The sequence below is a fragment of the Mangrovimonas sp. YM274 genome (assembly GCF_030908385.1).
Classification (GTDB): Bacteria; Bacteroidota; Bacteroidia; order Flavobacteriales; family Flavobacteriaceae; genus Mangrovimonas_A.
In genome coordinates, this window is sequence record NZ_CP133091.1 from 3,189,987 (window position 1) to 3,203,566 (window position 13,580).

The 13,580-nt window shown below is 34.0% G+C and carries 19 protein-coding genes and 1 tRNA gene; 13 read left to right on the forward strand and 7 right to left on the reverse strand.

Annotated features, from left to right (window positions below; translation table 11 throughout):
- Positions 1–45: 45 nt before the first annotated feature.
- Positions 46–690: a hypothetical protein gene (locus RBH95_RS14005; RefSeq protein ID WP_307900192.1), complete on the forward strand. Its 645-nt coding sequence runs from the start codon at positions 46–48 to the stop codon at positions 688–690.
- 143 nt (positions 691–833) lie between these two features.
- Entirely contained in the window at positions 834–1,547 is a 714-nt protein-coding gene (locus tag RBH95_RS14010; RefSeq protein WP_307900193.1) for a hypothetical protein, read from the forward strand.
- Positions 1,548–1,736: 189 nt separating this feature from the next.
- On the opposite strand, the gene RBH95_RS14015 is transcribed toward RBH95_RS14010, so the two are convergent.
- Positions 1,737–1,880 carry a hypothetical protein gene (locus RBH95_RS14015; protein WP_307900194.1) on the reverse strand — a complete coding sequence of 48 codons (144 nt, stop codon included), beginning with the start codon at positions 1,878–1,880 and terminating at the stop codon, positions 1,737–1,739.
- A 587-nt stretch (positions 1,881–2,467) separates the two neighbouring features.
- Here RBH95_RS14015 and RBH95_RS14020 point away from each other — a divergent pair.
- The 11 genes from RBH95_RS14020 to RBH95_RS14070 all read left to right on the forward strand — a co-directional run bounded on the left by RBH95_RS14020 (position 2,468) and on the right by RBH95_RS14070 (position 9,153).
- On the forward strand, positions 2,468–2,803 hold the full coding sequence (locus RBH95_RS14020) for a hypothetical protein (RefSeq protein ID WP_307900195.1): 336 nt from the start codon (positions 2,468–2,470) through the stop codon (positions 2,801–2,803).
- A 159-nt stretch (positions 2,804–2,962) separates the two neighbouring features.
- Complete coding sequence (locus RBH95_RS14025) at positions 2,963–3,448, forward strand: CDP-archaeol synthase (RefSeq protein ID WP_307900196.1); 486 nt, start codon at positions 2,963–2,965, stop codon at positions 3,446–3,448.
- 184 nt (positions 3,449–3,632) lie between these two features.
- Positions 3,633–4,190, forward strand: a complete 558-nt coding sequence (locus RBH95_RS14030; RefSeq protein WP_307900134.1) for a hypothetical protein — start codon at positions 3,633–3,635, stop codon at positions 4,188–4,190.
- Positions 4,191–4,350: 160 nt separating this feature from the next.
- On the forward strand, positions 4,351–4,935 hold the full coding sequence (locus RBH95_RS14035) for a hypothetical protein (RefSeq protein ID WP_307900197.1): 585 nt from the start codon (positions 4,351–4,353) through the stop codon (positions 4,933–4,935).
- Positions 4,936–5,061: 126 nt separating this feature from the next.
- The gene (locus RBH95_RS14040; RefSeq protein ID WP_307900198.1) at positions 5,062–5,580 is read left to right on the forward strand and encodes a hypothetical protein; all 519 of its coding nucleotides are present in this window, start codon (positions 5,062–5,064) and stop codon (positions 5,578–5,580) included.
- 160 nt (positions 5,581–5,740) lie between these two features.
- Entirely contained in the window at positions 5,741–6,454 is a 714-nt protein-coding gene (locus tag RBH95_RS14045; protein WP_307900199.1) for a hypothetical protein, read from the forward strand.
- 283 nt (positions 6,455–6,737) lie between these two features.
- Positions 6,738–7,313: an RDD family protein gene (locus tag RBH95_RS14050; protein ID WP_307900200.1), complete on the forward strand. Its 576-nt coding sequence runs from the start codon at positions 6,738–6,740 to the stop codon at positions 7,311–7,313.
- A gap of 131 nt (positions 7,314–7,444) precedes the next feature.
- A complete protein-coding gene (locus RBH95_RS14055; RefSeq protein ID WP_307900201.1) occupies positions 7,445–7,873 on the forward strand; it encodes a hypothetical protein in 429 nt (142 codons plus the stop codon).
- Positions 7,874–8,027: 154 nt separating this feature from the next.
- Complete coding sequence (locus RBH95_RS14060) at positions 8,028–8,483, forward strand: hypothetical protein (RefSeq protein ID WP_307900202.1); 456 nt, start codon at positions 8,028–8,030, stop codon at positions 8,481–8,483.
- 136 nt (positions 8,484–8,619) lie between these two features.
- Positions 8,620–8,802, forward strand: a complete 183-nt coding sequence (locus RBH95_RS14065; protein WP_307900203.1) for a hypothetical protein — start codon at positions 8,620–8,622, stop codon at positions 8,800–8,802.
- An 18-nt stretch (positions 8,803–8,820) separates the two neighbouring features.
- The gene (locus RBH95_RS14070) at positions 8,821–9,153 is read left to right on the forward strand and encodes a hypothetical protein (RefSeq protein WP_307900204.1); all 333 of its coding nucleotides are present in this window, start codon (positions 8,821–8,823) and stop codon (positions 9,151–9,153) included.
- A gap of 278 nt (positions 9,154–9,431) precedes the next feature.
- Here the strand turns inward: RBH95_RS14070 and RBH95_RS14075 are convergent, their stop codons facing one another.
- The 6 genes from RBH95_RS14075 to RBH95_RS14100 all read right to left on the reverse strand — a co-directional run bounded on the left by RBH95_RS14075 (position 9,432) and on the right by RBH95_RS14100 (position 13,546).
- Positions 9,432–9,959 (reverse strand): hypothetical protein, encoded by a 528-nt coding sequence (locus RBH95_RS14075; protein WP_307900205.1) that lies wholly within the window; start codon positions 9,957–9,959, stop codon positions 9,432–9,434.
- A gap of 31 nt (positions 9,960–9,990) precedes the next feature.
- Positions 9,991–10,710, reverse strand: coding sequence for a hypothetical protein (locus tag RBH95_RS14080; protein WP_307900206.1), 720 nt, complete (start codon positions 10,708–10,710; stop codon positions 9,991–9,993).
- An 18-nt stretch (positions 10,711–10,728) separates the two neighbouring features.
- Positions 10,729–12,078, reverse strand: coding sequence for a site-specific integrase (locus RBH95_RS14085; protein ID WP_307900207.1), 1,350 nt, complete (start codon positions 12,076–12,078; stop codon positions 10,729–10,731).
- A gap of 54 nt (positions 12,079–12,132) precedes the next feature.
- Positions 12,133–12,205: transfer RNA gene (locus RBH95_RS14090), tRNA-Met, on the reverse strand.
- 106 nt (positions 12,206–12,311) lie between these two features.
- Positions 12,312–13,217 carry a Two component regulator three Y domain protein gene (locus RBH95_RS14095; RefSeq protein ID WP_307900208.1) on the reverse strand — a complete coding sequence of 302 codons (906 nt, stop codon included), beginning with the start codon at positions 13,215–13,217 and terminating at the stop codon, positions 12,312–12,314.
- A gap of 152 nt (positions 13,218–13,369) precedes the next feature.
- Positions 13,370–13,546 carry a CPXCG motif-containing cysteine-rich protein gene (locus RBH95_RS14100; protein WP_307900209.1) on the reverse strand — a complete coding sequence of 59 codons (177 nt, stop codon included), beginning with the start codon at positions 13,544–13,546 and terminating at the stop codon, positions 13,370–13,372.
- Between the last annotated feature and the right edge of the window lie 34 nt (positions 13,547–13,580).

The window sequence follows — 13,580 nt, forward strand, 5'->3', positions numbered from 1 at the left end:
CGGATTTTCACGCAACGAAACTATACACAAACCGTTACCACACATTTGAAAAAAATTGCTTTCATATTGACAATTTTGGTTTTCCAGCAAAATCTTTATTCACAAAAAGAAATTCTTGGAAAGGTAGAATTTTATAAATCGGAAGCAACGGAATTTGTATTATTTAGGGACACGAAAGACCTGTACACCAAAAATCTCAATAAACGAAAAAGTAAAATTCAATTAGTTCAAGGAGATAAGGTAACGGAAGTCGAAACCGACTCATTTGGACTTTTTAAAATTAGAGTTTCCTTAAAAGATTCAGTCCGAATTATAGTAAACGACCATTCTCCTGTGTTTAACGGACAATTTGACTTTGATTATAACGACATTAAAGACACGCTAAAACTTCGAATTTCTGACAAAAAAGTGGCGATTCACAGAGATTCTATTCTTGAACCTGAATTTTACAATAAATACAGCGAGCAACAAGCGGAATTGGATTTCAGAAACGGAAAGCGAGAAATTCTTTTGGTGCTATATGATTGGCCGAAAGACGAAATAACCGAAAGACGGAAACGGATAGCCAAAACTTATAACGTAAATTATAATTATTTCCCTGTTGAAACAAGCCAAAGCAGAATGAGAATAATGTTTCGATATAACGCGGTAATGAGAAAATTAATCGGAATAAAAGAAAACGTGTGGTAACACAGTGTATAATTCATTGCTTCCGATTTTCCTCACGGAAAATCCTCGCAACTTTACTATCTTAGTTTCTTAACCTGAAAATCCTATCGGATTTTCACGCAACGAAACTATACACAAACCGTTACATGCAATTTCAGCGCATCATGAAAACAAAATTAATTCTACTAATAATAAATTTGATATCCTTTTCTATATATGCTGAAATAATAGATGGTCCAGCAAATATCAGAGACTCAATCAATGGCAAAGTATTATTTAGCCTTGAAAATGGGGTTGAAATTGAATGCTCAAAAGAAAATAATGGATGGCATGTGATTGGATTTAGAGCTGTAGTTCCTGAAGACTTGGAGAATTGGATATTACCAAAGGACTTTAATCTCTTTTCTTGCGATGGTAAATATTTAGGTAAAACATTAGCTCCAGTTGAATTTAGTGCGATGGACGAAAATTGTGCTATAATATCAGGTTACACTTATAAATCTAATATTGTAGAATCTTCAAAAATTGAATCAATGCTACAAACAATCATTGAGTCTAACAAAACTTTACATTTTAATGATTTTGAAAAGCATATAAAAAAATACAACTATCACGATGACAATCAATTTGACTGGGGTATGACTTATATTTATTATGAAACTTGGATTATAGATTTATCACCAGGTGCAAGAATTCGTTTGATTTTTGAGGATAACATTTTTGTAGGTCTAATACACACAAGACAAATTAATGCTCCTAATTACAATCAGTATAATATACTGTGGGATTGGAAATTATCAACTAATTTAAACACCAATAATCCTAAAATCAAATCAATAATAAATAGCTACAAACACTTTTTACAGTCCGTAGATTAAATTAAAAAAACAGCATGTAACACCGTGTATAATTCATTGCTTCCGATTTTCCTCACGGAAAATCCTCGCAATTTTGCTACCTTAGTTTCTTAACTCGAAAATCCTGCGGATTTTCACGCAACGAAACTATACACAAACCGTTGTGGCTTAATGGCGCATCGAGCGCCACAAATCAAAAAGTAAAATTATTTATATCACTTTTGCTAAAGTTTCTAATAGTAAAGCTCCCCATAAAAAGTAAGTTACTAATCTATAATCAGTTTCTTCTTTAATTAATTCTCTTCCAGCTATAACTAATACAACTATCTCAATTCCATTGACGATTAACTCCATAATTTTAATTTTTAAAAGATTTGTTCCATTAAGCCACAACGGGCAGCGCATGGTTACACCGCACAATGGCTATTGTTTATTTGTTATCAGTATTCTAAATCGCTACGCCACAAAGCACAACAATATGTAATATTCATGCGGTGCAACGCAAACGGTTCTCCTGTGTGGTGCGATGCACCCCACGAACCTTACACGCTGCCCGTTGGCAATAATTTCACACACCATCCAAATCTGATTAATTCCTAAAACTAACGGAAGGAATTTTAAAGATATTTTAAAAACAAAATTTGACCGTTAGTTGAAATAGACAATGTTAAAAAATATAACCAACCGATTATTTTTAATCAATCTGACATTAATTTTAGTGATGACTATAATTGATGAATATTTTACTAAAATTAAGTTTAATGATATGTTTTATTCATTAATTTCTATTGTTACTGTCATTTTAGGAGTAATCGGAGTTATTAAAGGAATAATTGAGTTTAGAAAAAAAATCAAATATGCGTTAATTGGATTGTTAGGTAATTCGTTATTATGTCTCGGATTTACATATTTTATTTACCAAGCAATAAAATTAGTTAAGAATGACTTTTGACAAACTATTTGACCTAATCGAAGAAAACCGATTTGAAACTGAAACTGATAAAAAAATTGCAGAAAAAATACTCGAAGCGGAAAGAGATTGGCGAATCTCATTCGAAACAGTAAATGATTTTATAGGTGTATTAGAAAAAGTAGTTGACGGAACAGTAACAAAATCAAGCCTGAACAAACTCCTAAAAAAATACAAACGGAATATTTATCAAAACGCTTGGGAAATAGAAAGTGTCAGTTATTTATTAGACATTTTCGAATTGACTCAAAAAACGGAATTGAGAAAAATAATTAATAATCTGACTGAAAAAGTAAAAACAGAATAAAAAAACTATTGCCAACACCGTGTATAATTCATTGCTTCTGATTTTCCTCGCGGAAAATCCTCGCAACTTTATTACCTTAGTTTCTTAAACCCGAAAATCCTGCGGATTTTCACGCAACGAAACTATACACAAACCGTTGGGCACAAGCTAAAAAACAAAATGGCGAAAAAAATTGGAATTTTAATTTTAGTGATTTTTTTATCGATAATTCTTGCTTCGATTTACGGATTTTTACACAACCAAGTTTCTTACTCAATATCAACTGAATACTTTACTAAATTTAAATTTGACCAGTTTTGGTCGGTAAAATATACACTTGACTTTCCTCGAATGAGCGCAGGATTAATCGGAATTGCTTCAACTTGGTGGTTCGGACTTATACTCGGACTAATTATTGGAATCGTAGGAATGTTTCAGTGGAATCCAAAAGTTATGTGGAAAAGCTCAATAGGAGCTATAATTCGGACTTTAGTAATCGCTATCGGAATTGGAATCGTGGGAATTTTGATTGGCAAATTTATAATTTCAAACTTAAATACTAATTGGAATCTTCCAGTAGATTTAATGGACCAAAAGAGCTTTTTAATTGCTGGAACAATGCATAATTTCAGCTATCGGTTTAGTCGGACTGATTTATGGAATTAAATATCAATTAAAAATAAAAAAAGCCTGTGCCCAACACCGTGTATAATTCATTGCTTCCGATTTTCCTCACGGAAAATCCTCGCAATTTTGCTACCTTAGTTTCTTAACTCGAAAATCCTGCGGATTTTCACGCAACGAAACTATACACAAACCGTTGTGTGTCATTTAAAAAAATAACTCTGAATTGAAAAAACTACTGATAATAATACTTTCTACAACTTTAGTTTCTTGCGGAGTTAAAAAAAACAAATCAGAATTTGACAAAATGACTTTTGACAAAGAATTGAATAGTAATCTATTCAATTCAACTGAATCCATACTTAATCCTTTGACTTTGAAAATAGAATCTGGATATGACAATCTACCTGACTCAACCCAATATTCAATAAAATCTAATGCAATTGTAAATAACGACAGTTTGCGATTAATGAGGTTTGCGGAATTAAAACGAATTGACTCTGACACTCTAGAATTACAAATATTTGAGACTAATCCAGCTTACAGCCAAAATTTAACAATAAAAATAATAGACAATCAATTCAAATCAGATTTTAAGTATTGGATGTCAGGACCACCAATCGACCCAAAAATCAAAAAGATTAAACAGGAACTAATCGTAAAATCAATTCCAAAACAAAAAGGAGAAATGATTTTTGGTAAGTTCTATTTCAAAGGAATTTGCGAATCAGATTGTAGCGGAGAAATTGAAATAAAAGGAGATTTTAAAGCAATGTTGGAATAAAAAAACGCCACACAACACAGTGTATAATTCATTGCTTCTGATTTTCCGCGCGGAAAATCCTCGCAACTTTACTATCTTAGTTTCTTAACACGAAAATCCTGCGGATTTTCACGCAACGAAACTATACACAAACCGTTGTGTGTCATTATAGAAAACAATAATGAAGATAAAAATCACAAGTCTTTTTTTAATCCTATTTGCATTTTATAACTGTCAAAATAATGATCGAAAAAAAAGCAAACTACCTATAGAAAAATTGACTTTAATTCCAATTAACTACAAATTTGACAAGCTAAAATTTCAACTTAACTCTTCTTTATCTGATTCCACTAATAAAGGTTTTTGGAAATGGAATCATTTAGCTTCTCCAAATGGAAAACCAGATACACTTGGAATTGAATACTACAAAAATTTGGAACAACCAATATTTGAATTTGAAGGGCAAGAAACTTTACCAGTACTCTATGCTTTGACCGAAAAAGGAAAACTTGTGCAATTTTCTGCTATATACATATTCAATCTACCAAATCAAGAAAAAGAAACAAAAGACAAACTATTTGACAAATTAAATGCAATAGACCTTTTAAAGGAAAATAAAATTAGGCTAGAATTAATAGAAAATGGAATATATAAACGAGAAACTGACCAAGTGATTGAAAGAATTGAACTAGAAATATCCAAAGAAAAAAATGGATATGATAGGATAACTTACGAAATTAAAAACGCCACACAACACAGTGTATAATTCATTGCTTCTGATTTTCCTCGCGGAAAATCCTCGCAACTTTACTATCTTAGTTTCTTAACACGAAAATCCTGCGGATTTTCACGCAACGAAACTATACACAAACCGTTGTAACCAATTTAAGCAATGAACTTAATAACCATAATAATCATCGGAATTATACTATTAGGGGGTATTGTTTTTTTTGCAACACAAGTGGAAAAGAAAACTTCTACTTTTCAATCGGTTAAAATCCCATTAGACATTTTTGAAAAGGAATTCGGAAAAATAGAAATTAATGGTGGAACTTTACGATTTTGGGGAAATTGGTTCGGAAAACCAATGGACAATTACCACGAAATCATAAATGTAGAATTAGATAAAACCAATAATATTTTGATTTTGAATTTAAATGATGGAGAAAAAGTAAAATTATGGAATCCATCCGACTTGGAAATCGGACAAAAAGAATTGCGAATTAAAAAAGCTGACAAAATTCTATTGGAATGGCATCTCTATGGAGAAAATAAAACAGAAGAAAATTTAAGATTTGAATCTTATAGAAATAATGGGATAAGTATAGAGTTTGAGACTAATTTTATGCCTGATAAAAGGAATGTGGAATGTCATAAATCGGAACCAGCTTTATCAATAATTGGATATTAAAAAAACTGGTTACAACACAGTGTATAATTCATTGCTTCCGATTTTCCTCGCGGAAAATCCTCGCAACTTTATTATCTTAGTTTCTTAACCCGAAAATCCTACGGATTTTCACGCAACGAAACTATACACAAACCGTTAGCAACAATGCCCAAAAACGACAATGAGAGAAATATTTAGTAACAGAGAAATATCTATTATAATCTGGCTTACTATTTTTTTATTGTTGGCTTTTACGAGAAAGGGTGTTCTAAAATCTTTCGGTCATTTAATTAAAACTTTTTTTCAACAGAAAATAATTGACATAGTTCTATTAATGATAATTTATGTCGAGTTAATTGTTCTCGGACTTACTTTAATCCGATTTTGGGAATTACCTCTTTTAAAAGACACAATTCTTTGGACTGTATTTGTTGGTTTCCTTTTGTTAATGAAAATGAGCAAAATTAATTCAGAAAATAGATATCTGAATTCCATTCTTAAAGACAGTTTGAAAGGAATTATAATAATTGAATTTATTGCAAATTTTTTCAGTTTCTCATTAGTCGCTGAATTAATTCTAATTCCTATTATGACATTTGTTGGAGTTTCCCAAGTTTTCACTCAAGACAAACCTGAATACAAACCTGTCGAAAAGTTATTTAACGGAATTACTTCTCTATTTGGAGTTGTCGTACTTACTTATACAATTTATAGAATATCACGAGAATTTGGAGAATTTGCGAACTTACTTACTTTGAAAAGTTTTTTAAATCCAATAATTCTGACTTTTCTATTTATTCCTTTTCTATATTTTGTTGCTCTTTGGTCTCTTTATGAAAATGTGATTTTAACATTAGTAGACGCCTCAAAAAGAAAAAAGACATACGATATCTGAAAAAGAAAATGTTTAGACAATTTTTGTTTAATAGAACAAAACTAAAGGAATTTCATATTGAAATGAGATTTGAACCAATAATGAATAAAGAAGATATTAATCGGATTTTAAAAACATATAATAAAAAAGAATAAAGCACAGTTGCTAACACAGTGTATAATTCATTGCTTCCGATTTTCCTCTCGGAAAATCCTCGCAACTTTACTATCTTAGTTTCTTAACTCTGAAAATCCTGCGGATTTTCACGCAACGAAACTATACACAAACCGTTAGCTGTAATTTAATGAAAATCACGAACGAAAAATATAAAAACCTAAATTTAGCCAATGAAGAAGAACGTGGTGAAAATCTAATAATTGATTTTATCATTTCTTCGTTTTTTGGAGTAGTTATTGCGTTTTTGACTTTTAAAAACTTTACGATTGCATTTCTGACTTATATACTTATAAGATTTATTTACTACTTCACTTTTGAATATTTATATGGGAGAACACCTGGGAAATATCAAACTCAAACAGAAGTTGTGAATGGAACTGGTGAAAAGCCGAACATCGGACAATTAATCAAGAGAAATATTAGCCGATTTATTAGCATATTATCTGGAATAAGTGACGATGAGCTAGCTGTTCATGATAATCTATCAAATACTTTTGTGATTAAGAATACCCTACTAAAGAAAATTGAAATAAAACAACCTTTGATTTTCATTTTCTATTTGTCATTAATTGCATATTACATTCATTTTTTTTCAACTCAATCGGAATTGGAATTATACGATATAATTTTTCTAACAGCCATGGTTATTTTGTTTATTTATGTTCTGATAATCGGAATTAAAAAAATAAAAAACTACAGCTAACATAGTGTATAATTCATTGCTTCTGATTTTCCTCACGGAAAATCCTCGCAATTTTGCTATCTTGGTTTCTTAACCCGAAAATCCTGCGGATTTTCACGCAACGAAACTATACACAAACCGTTGTGTGCCATATGAAGAAAAAACTAATTATTTTATTTACTGTTTTTTTAAGCCTCAATTTATTTTGCCAAAATATTGAACGCGTAAAAGATGAAAATACAGGAGCCGAACTCCAACTTTCCAGTGACAACTTTCCTGAACCATTCTTCTTTGACAAGGACTCATATACATATTTCAACAAAGAATATATTCAAAAGATAAGTTCTACTCTTTTAAAAACTGATAATAGAAAGATTATCCTCATCGGACATTGTACAATTTTGGAACTAAAGTTAAACCCGAATATCTCAACTAACAGAATAAAAGAAATCAAAAAACTATTGATTGAATCAGGTTTTAATGAAAATAGAATTGAAATAAAAGACGAAAAAACAAACCAACCAAGAGATAGCCATCCTGAATCTGATCTAAATAGACGAGTCGATTGGATATTAATTTAAAGATAAATACAGCACACAACACCGTGTATAATTCATTGCTTCCGATTTTCCTCACGGAAAATCCTCGCAACTTTATTATCTTAGTTTCTTAACCCGAAAATCCTGCGGATTTTCACGCAACGAAACTATACACAAACCGTTAGCCACAAGTTGAATGAACAAACTAATCGAAAAACCACATCTGATCTTTTTTCTTGCAATTCCAATAATAATGCTGATAGGAATGTTGAGCGGAGATGCAGTATTGGACATTAATGTTCACGACACTTATTATGTGATTGCTTATCTGTATTTATCAATACTGATTTCAATACTTTTTGGAATAATCGGAACTGGATATTGGATTATGCTAAAAGCTAACAGAAAGCTATCCAAATGGCTAAATTTGATTCACATTACTCTGTCAATTGGCGGACTTATACTCATTCGGATTTTAATGCAATTATTTAGAGAGCCTGAAACTGAAACTCTACTTTCAGATTTTGACTTCAATAAAAATCTAAATATTGTAATGTTTATTGTTGCTCTATTTGTTATTTTCGGACAAATAGTATATCCGATAAATATAATAATCGGACTAATTAAAAAACGAAATAAAACCAGTGGCTAACACCGTGTATAATTCATTGCTTCGATTTTCCTCACGGAAAATCCTCGCAACTTTACTATCTTAGTTTCTTAACACGAAAATCCTGCGGATTTTCACGCAACGAAACTATACACAAACCGTTGTGTGGCATTAAAAAATGAAGTACTTAAAATACATATTGACATTTTTACTGACGTATTCCATTTTGACAGCGTGTAACCAATTTACTGAAAAAAAATCTGGAAAAGTTGGAGAAAATGAGGAAGTAGTGAAATCTAATAACGTCACTGAAACTATTTCTACAGACATAGACAAACTTGGAAAATTACTTGACTTTTAGACCTGTAGACCTACTTCTGTGAAATTCAAATACACCTATATCGACAATTCAGGACAAAACGAACGAATTTCAGTACCTGGACCATCTGACTATTTTCTTGAAGCACTTTTGTACTTTGACACAGTTACAATGGAGAAATTCTATGAGTTTGACAGAAATGCAGAGTATGACGCACCAAATTTTAAGAAAGAGGAATTCAATTTTGATTGGCTTCCAAACGATATACGAGAAGAATTATTAAATAGTAATCTTAATTACCATGGACATCCTGACTTCTTTTTTGGAACAGGCGACAATGGTAGATCTTGGTATTTAGAGAACAAAATATTGATTAGAAAACATACTAATTAAAATAAAACGCCACACAACACAGTGTATAATTCATTGCTTCCGATTTTCTAAAAAATCTGTTTACAATTTTCATAAAAAACAAAAATTGTCTTACAAACAACAATACTCCAATAATAACATCAATAACCGTTATTGGAACTTTAGACACCCAAAAACCCCTTAAAATAGGCTGTTTTCGACCACAAATGTGGTCAAATCAACTGTTCAAAAAACAAAAAAGAAATTTGTAAGACAATTGTCTTACAATTGTCTTACAAATTGTATTACAAAATTCATTGTTATTTTTTCAATGGAAAAGGCGGAAAATTTGGAACTTTTACAGGCTTTGACAACAGAAATTTTTCAAGCTTTTCGAAATCGAATTTTTGCTTATCCCCAGAGCCTTTTATAAAATCATAGGACACAGAAAAAATACTTTCCCTGTCAATGGACAGAAGACTCTTCAATACCTTATCAAATTCTTTCGAAAGGGCCATTGGCACATGGTCCCCAACCTGTTTTAAGGTCTTTATATGGTCATCAAGGTAATCCGTTTCCTTATTGTATTTCTGTGCTACACGCTTACTGTACATCCATATTACCAACTGCATAAATTCCTTGGACCTTAAAAACTTCTGGTTCTCCAGTTCCTTGATCCTTTCCCTTTCTCCTTGGCACACCCTATCCTCCACAACTGAAGTCAATAATTCCCTCAGATATTCGGACAGTCTGACCCCCTTCATTTCTGCACGCTGATTGATTTTATTTTTAAGAGCTCTGGGTATCCTAAAGGTTACGGATTGATCGTCTGTATCGGATTTTGCCATATGACTGATAATTTTATTGATATTTATTTTATTACTGCTCTACTGTTGTTTTTCCTGTCGGGACTCCAAAGATATAATCCAAAAGATAGTCGTCCGCCTCCGCCTCTATCTTGGCCTTTAGCACCTTTATCCGTTCACTTCTGTCCTGCTTGGGGACAACGGTCTCCTGCATCGTGGCCATCCCTTTGTTCAGGTTCTCCATGCCCATCAGTTCCATAATCGCGGGTAGCTCCATTTTTTCGTTTGCCACAGGGTCACTGGATGGGTTTTGCTGTTCAAGGGCCCGAAGTCCAAATCGCCTGTCAACATCCAAACGGTGTTTTTCCAACTGGTCATATTGCATTACGAATGAACCGAGAACCTCCTCAGAAACATCGGGAACCACACTCTTTACATTGGCCTGGAGCCATTCGGCGGCAAAGGTATATCCCTTTAGCTGCTCCTGATACTTTTCAAGAATAAATTCAAACGTGGCTGTATCGAATTTCTCCTTCCACTGCAAAAGTTTCAGGATGTTCCCATCAAGGAGCACGCTTTTCTGAAGCACATGGTAAAGGGCTGGACTGTTGTCCTCCAAAAAATAGTTCTTGCCGTTGCCCTCGATAAGAAGAACCCTTCCCCCATATTGGTCAAAATCGATAGTATCGTTTTTCTTTTTGGCCTCTTCTATCATGATACTTGGAATGAACACTACCGAGGCCTTCATGATGTTTATTCCAAGTTCATAGTTGATCTCTTCAATGGATGTCATATCGCTTTCCTTATTTCTTTATAGCATTGCCGAATAGTCCTCTGGAAGCTCTGCATCGATATCCCTAAGGTATTTCTCAAGCGCTGTCATGGAACTGTGGCCTGTTATCTGCATCAGCTTGCTCTTGGCTGCATGCGGTGAGGAATCTGCCACCAAGGCCCTATAGAGCTTCGTAATGAAGGTATGCCTGAAGCTATAGAGGCCATGGTCCTCTCCAAGTCCAAAGGATTCCTTGACCACTTTCTTGAAGCGCTTGGTAAAGTAGTTGCGCTTGTTCTCCAAGCTCGTCTCCCATTCTCCCCCTATTCCCTCTGGAGTGAACAGGTAATGCCCCTTATCTTTATTCGATAGGTCGGGAAGGTCACGTAGCAAAAGATCGGGAATGATCTTGGTCTTCATCGGGCTGTTCTTTGCCTCAAAACTGAGGGTCCTGTGCTTTAGGTCGATATCCCCGACCTTTAGCCTGCACACTTCCAATGGTCTCAGGAAATTGTAGGATATGAACTTGATGAACAGGAGCAGTGTTGGGTCTTCCTTTTCCAAGAAGTCGAAGATTTCCTCCTGTTGTCCCTTGGAATAGGTCTTGTTGCGCTTTGGTGTGGATTTGAGAACCTTGATCTTGCCCACAAAGTTGAAGGGGACAATATCGTTGTCCTCCAAGGTCTGGAACAGGCTGCTCAGGCTTGCCCTGTAGTTGTTCCTGTTTCTTGGCGTAGAAGTCTCCAAAAGGCTCGTCAGAAACGTTAGCACCAGTTTCCTGTCCACCTGTTCGATGAATTCCACTTCTGGATGCTCTTTTTGGAACCATTCATAGAATACCTTGATATGGCTCTTGTATGACCTGAGGCTGCTTTCCCTTAGCTGTGCCGATTTCAGTGAAAAGTCAAAGTCGAGGGCTTCCTTAAAGCCCATGCCCTTTTCCTTGGGGTCTTCCTCTATTTCTACTTCTTTTTCTTTGGGGACAACCTCGGTATGTTCAATGGGCTTTTCTTTTGCCACAACTTCATGCTCTGCTTTCTCTTTTACTTCTCCCTGTTCTGTACCATTATACCTGTCGAGATTGTTCTCATACGGACTGTAGCCCTCTTTGAGAAGTTTTAACAAACGTTGTCTATAGACACTGAGTACCGTCATACGTTCCTCTTTTGTCTTGTAGCTGTTGGCGACTCCGTAAATGTTCTTTTTGTAACGCTCAAGCTTTCCCGTTTCTGGATTGCGATAGGAAAAATAGACGTACCATCTTTTCGAAAGGTCGCCCTTGGCGGTGTGGATTTTGGGGATGGAAAATAATTTTTTGGTAGGCAAATCGTGTTCTAAAACGTGTTCATTTTCGTGTTCAAATGTAACCAATTCATTCAAATTTGACATAAAAAAAGCAGTTTAGAGTGAACTAAACTGCTTATCTGGATGATTTCCAATTAGTAGCGGGAACTGGACTCGAACCAGTGACCTTCGGGTTATGAGCCCGACGAGCTACCTACTGCTCTATCCCGCGATATCGTGCTGCAAATATAAGACCTTTTTTGAGAATACAAAGCATTATTAAAAAATAACTCCCAACAATTTCTTGCCGGGAGCTACACAATTATTATGGGCTTATTTTAATCTTCTGAGTCCAAGGTTACTATCACTCCTCGACCCTCCGTATTTTGCACATCAAAATTTTTCATATTTGGAAAGTTTTTTTCCAAAGCTGCCAAATCTCCCTTAAAAGCGTTGTTTCCTAAAAGCAAAACTTTCAAGTTTACCAAGCTTGCCAACTCATTTGGTAAATCTCCATAGAAAGCATTATTGGCCAATACCAATTCTTCCAAACCTGTTAACTTACCAATAGATTTGGGTACAATTCCCAACATTTTATTATCAAATACACTCAATACCTTAAGAGATGTCATACCTGATATTTCAGAAGGCAACTTCCCTGTAATTTTATTACTGCTGATTAAAAGTTCTTTAAGCTTGGTCAACTTTCCAATTGATTTTGGAATAGTCCCTTCAATCTCGTTATTGTACAGTTCCAAATATTCCAAACTGGCCAAATTCCCAACTTGGCGCGGAATCTCACCTTCAATTCTATTCATAAACAACTGCAACGACACCAAAGCCTTTAAATTAACAAGAGAATTTGGTAATATACCGTTTAACTCATTAAAGGCCATATTAAGAGCCGTTAAGTTTGTTAAATTCCCTATTGACGACGGAATCTTTCCTGTAAGATGATTTCTAAAAAAGCTAATTTTTCTTAAGTGAACCAAATCTCCAATAGCTTCTGGCAATGATCCTGTAAGATTATTGGAATCCAAATTGAGTTCTACAACCTTATCATCTTCTATAATCACACCACACCAAGTATACACCGGTGCATTGAGATTCCATTTTTTAAACCAATTTTCTCCTTGAGTAGCTGAGTTTATGGCAATAAGTGCCGATTTTTCTTTCGATGAAATTGCCCCAAAAGACAAAACACTAATTAAACAAAACAAAAAGGATAGTCGAAGTGCTTTCATAATGGTAGATTTAATGCAAGAAATCGTTTACATTAACGAATATAACCTTAATTCGTTGAAATGCAAACTTTTTTCGATGAAATGCACGTTACGATTAAAAGAACTACACCTCAATTCACTACAAATCAAGGTAATTACCTTTTATTCTCGTTTCACAACTTACTTACTTGAAGGTAAATTACGTCATTTTTTGCAACCTTGACTTCCAAAGAGATAGGGTTACAACACACCTCGCAATCTTCAATGTAATTTTGATTTGCGACGGACTTGTCTACGACAACAGATATTTGCTGCCAGCAATATGGGCATTGAATGAAACATGTTTCCATACTGTAAGTTACAGATTTAGAAACTATTCTGTTA

What these genes read in the sequence shown, in the direction of transcription:
- RBH95_RS14085 (WP_307900207.1), bottom strand. Translation starts at nt 12,078, where the DNA reads ATGTCAAATTTGAATGAATTGGTTACATTTGAACACGAAAATGAACAC.
- RBH95_RS14040 (WP_307900198.1), top strand. Translation starts at nt 5,062, where the DNA reads ATGAACTTAATAACCATAATAATCATCGGAATTATACTATTAGGGGGT.
- RBH95_RS14010 (WP_307900193.1), top strand. Translation starts at nt 834, where the DNA reads ATGAAAACAAAATTAATTCTACTAATAATAAATTTGATATCCTTTTCT.
- RBH95_RS14025 (WP_307900196.1), top strand. Translation starts at nt 2,963, where the DNA reads ATGGCGAAAAAAATTGGAATTTTAATTTTAGTGATTTTTTTATCGATA.
- RBH95_RS14020 (WP_307900195.1), top strand. Translation starts at nt 2,468, where the DNA reads ATGACTTTTGACAAACTATTTGACCTAATCGAAGAAAACCGATTTGAA.
- RBH95_RS14060 (WP_307900202.1), top strand. Translation starts at nt 8,028, where the DNA reads ATGAACAAACTAATCGAAAAACCACATCTGATCTTTTTTCTTGCAATT.
- RBH95_RS14035 (WP_307900197.1), top strand. Translation starts at nt 4,351, where the DNA reads ATGAAGATAAAAATCACAAGTCTTTTTTTAATCCTATTTGCATTTTAT.
- RBH95_RS14100 (WP_307900209.1), bottom strand. Translation starts at nt 13,546, where the DNA reads ATGGAAACATGTTTCATTCAATGCCCATATTGCTGGCAGCAAATATCT.
- RBH95_RS14080 (WP_307900206.1), bottom strand. Translation starts at nt 10,710, where the DNA reads ATGACATCCATTGAAGAGATCAACTATGAACTTGGAATAAACATCATG.
- RBH95_RS14065 (WP_307900203.1), top strand. Translation starts at nt 8,620, where the DNA reads ATGAAGTACTTAAAATACATATTGACATTTTTACTGACGTATTCCATT.
- RBH95_RS14095 (WP_307900208.1), bottom strand. Translation starts at nt 13,217, where the DNA reads ATGAAAGCACTTCGACTATCCTTTTTGTTTTGTTTAATTAGTGTTTTG.
- RBH95_RS14075 (WP_307900205.1), bottom strand. Translation starts at nt 9,959, where the DNA reads ATGGCAAAATCCGATACAGACGATCAATCCGTAACCTTTAGGATACCC.
- RBH95_RS14045 (WP_307900199.1), top strand. Translation starts at nt 5,741, where the DNA reads ATGAGAGAAATATTTAGTAACAGAGAAATATCTATTATAATCTGGCTT.
- RBH95_RS14055 (WP_307900201.1), top strand. Translation starts at nt 7,445, where the DNA reads ATGAAGAAAAAACTAATTATTTTATTTACTGTTTTTTTAAGCCTCAAT.
- RBH95_RS14015 (WP_307900194.1), bottom strand. Translation starts at nt 1,880, where the DNA reads ATGGAGTTAATCGTCAATGGAATTGAGATAGTTGTATTAGTTATAGCT.
- RBH95_RS14050 (WP_307900200.1), top strand. Translation starts at nt 6,738, where the DNA reads ATGAAAATCACGAACGAAAAATATAAAAACCTAAATTTAGCCAATGAA.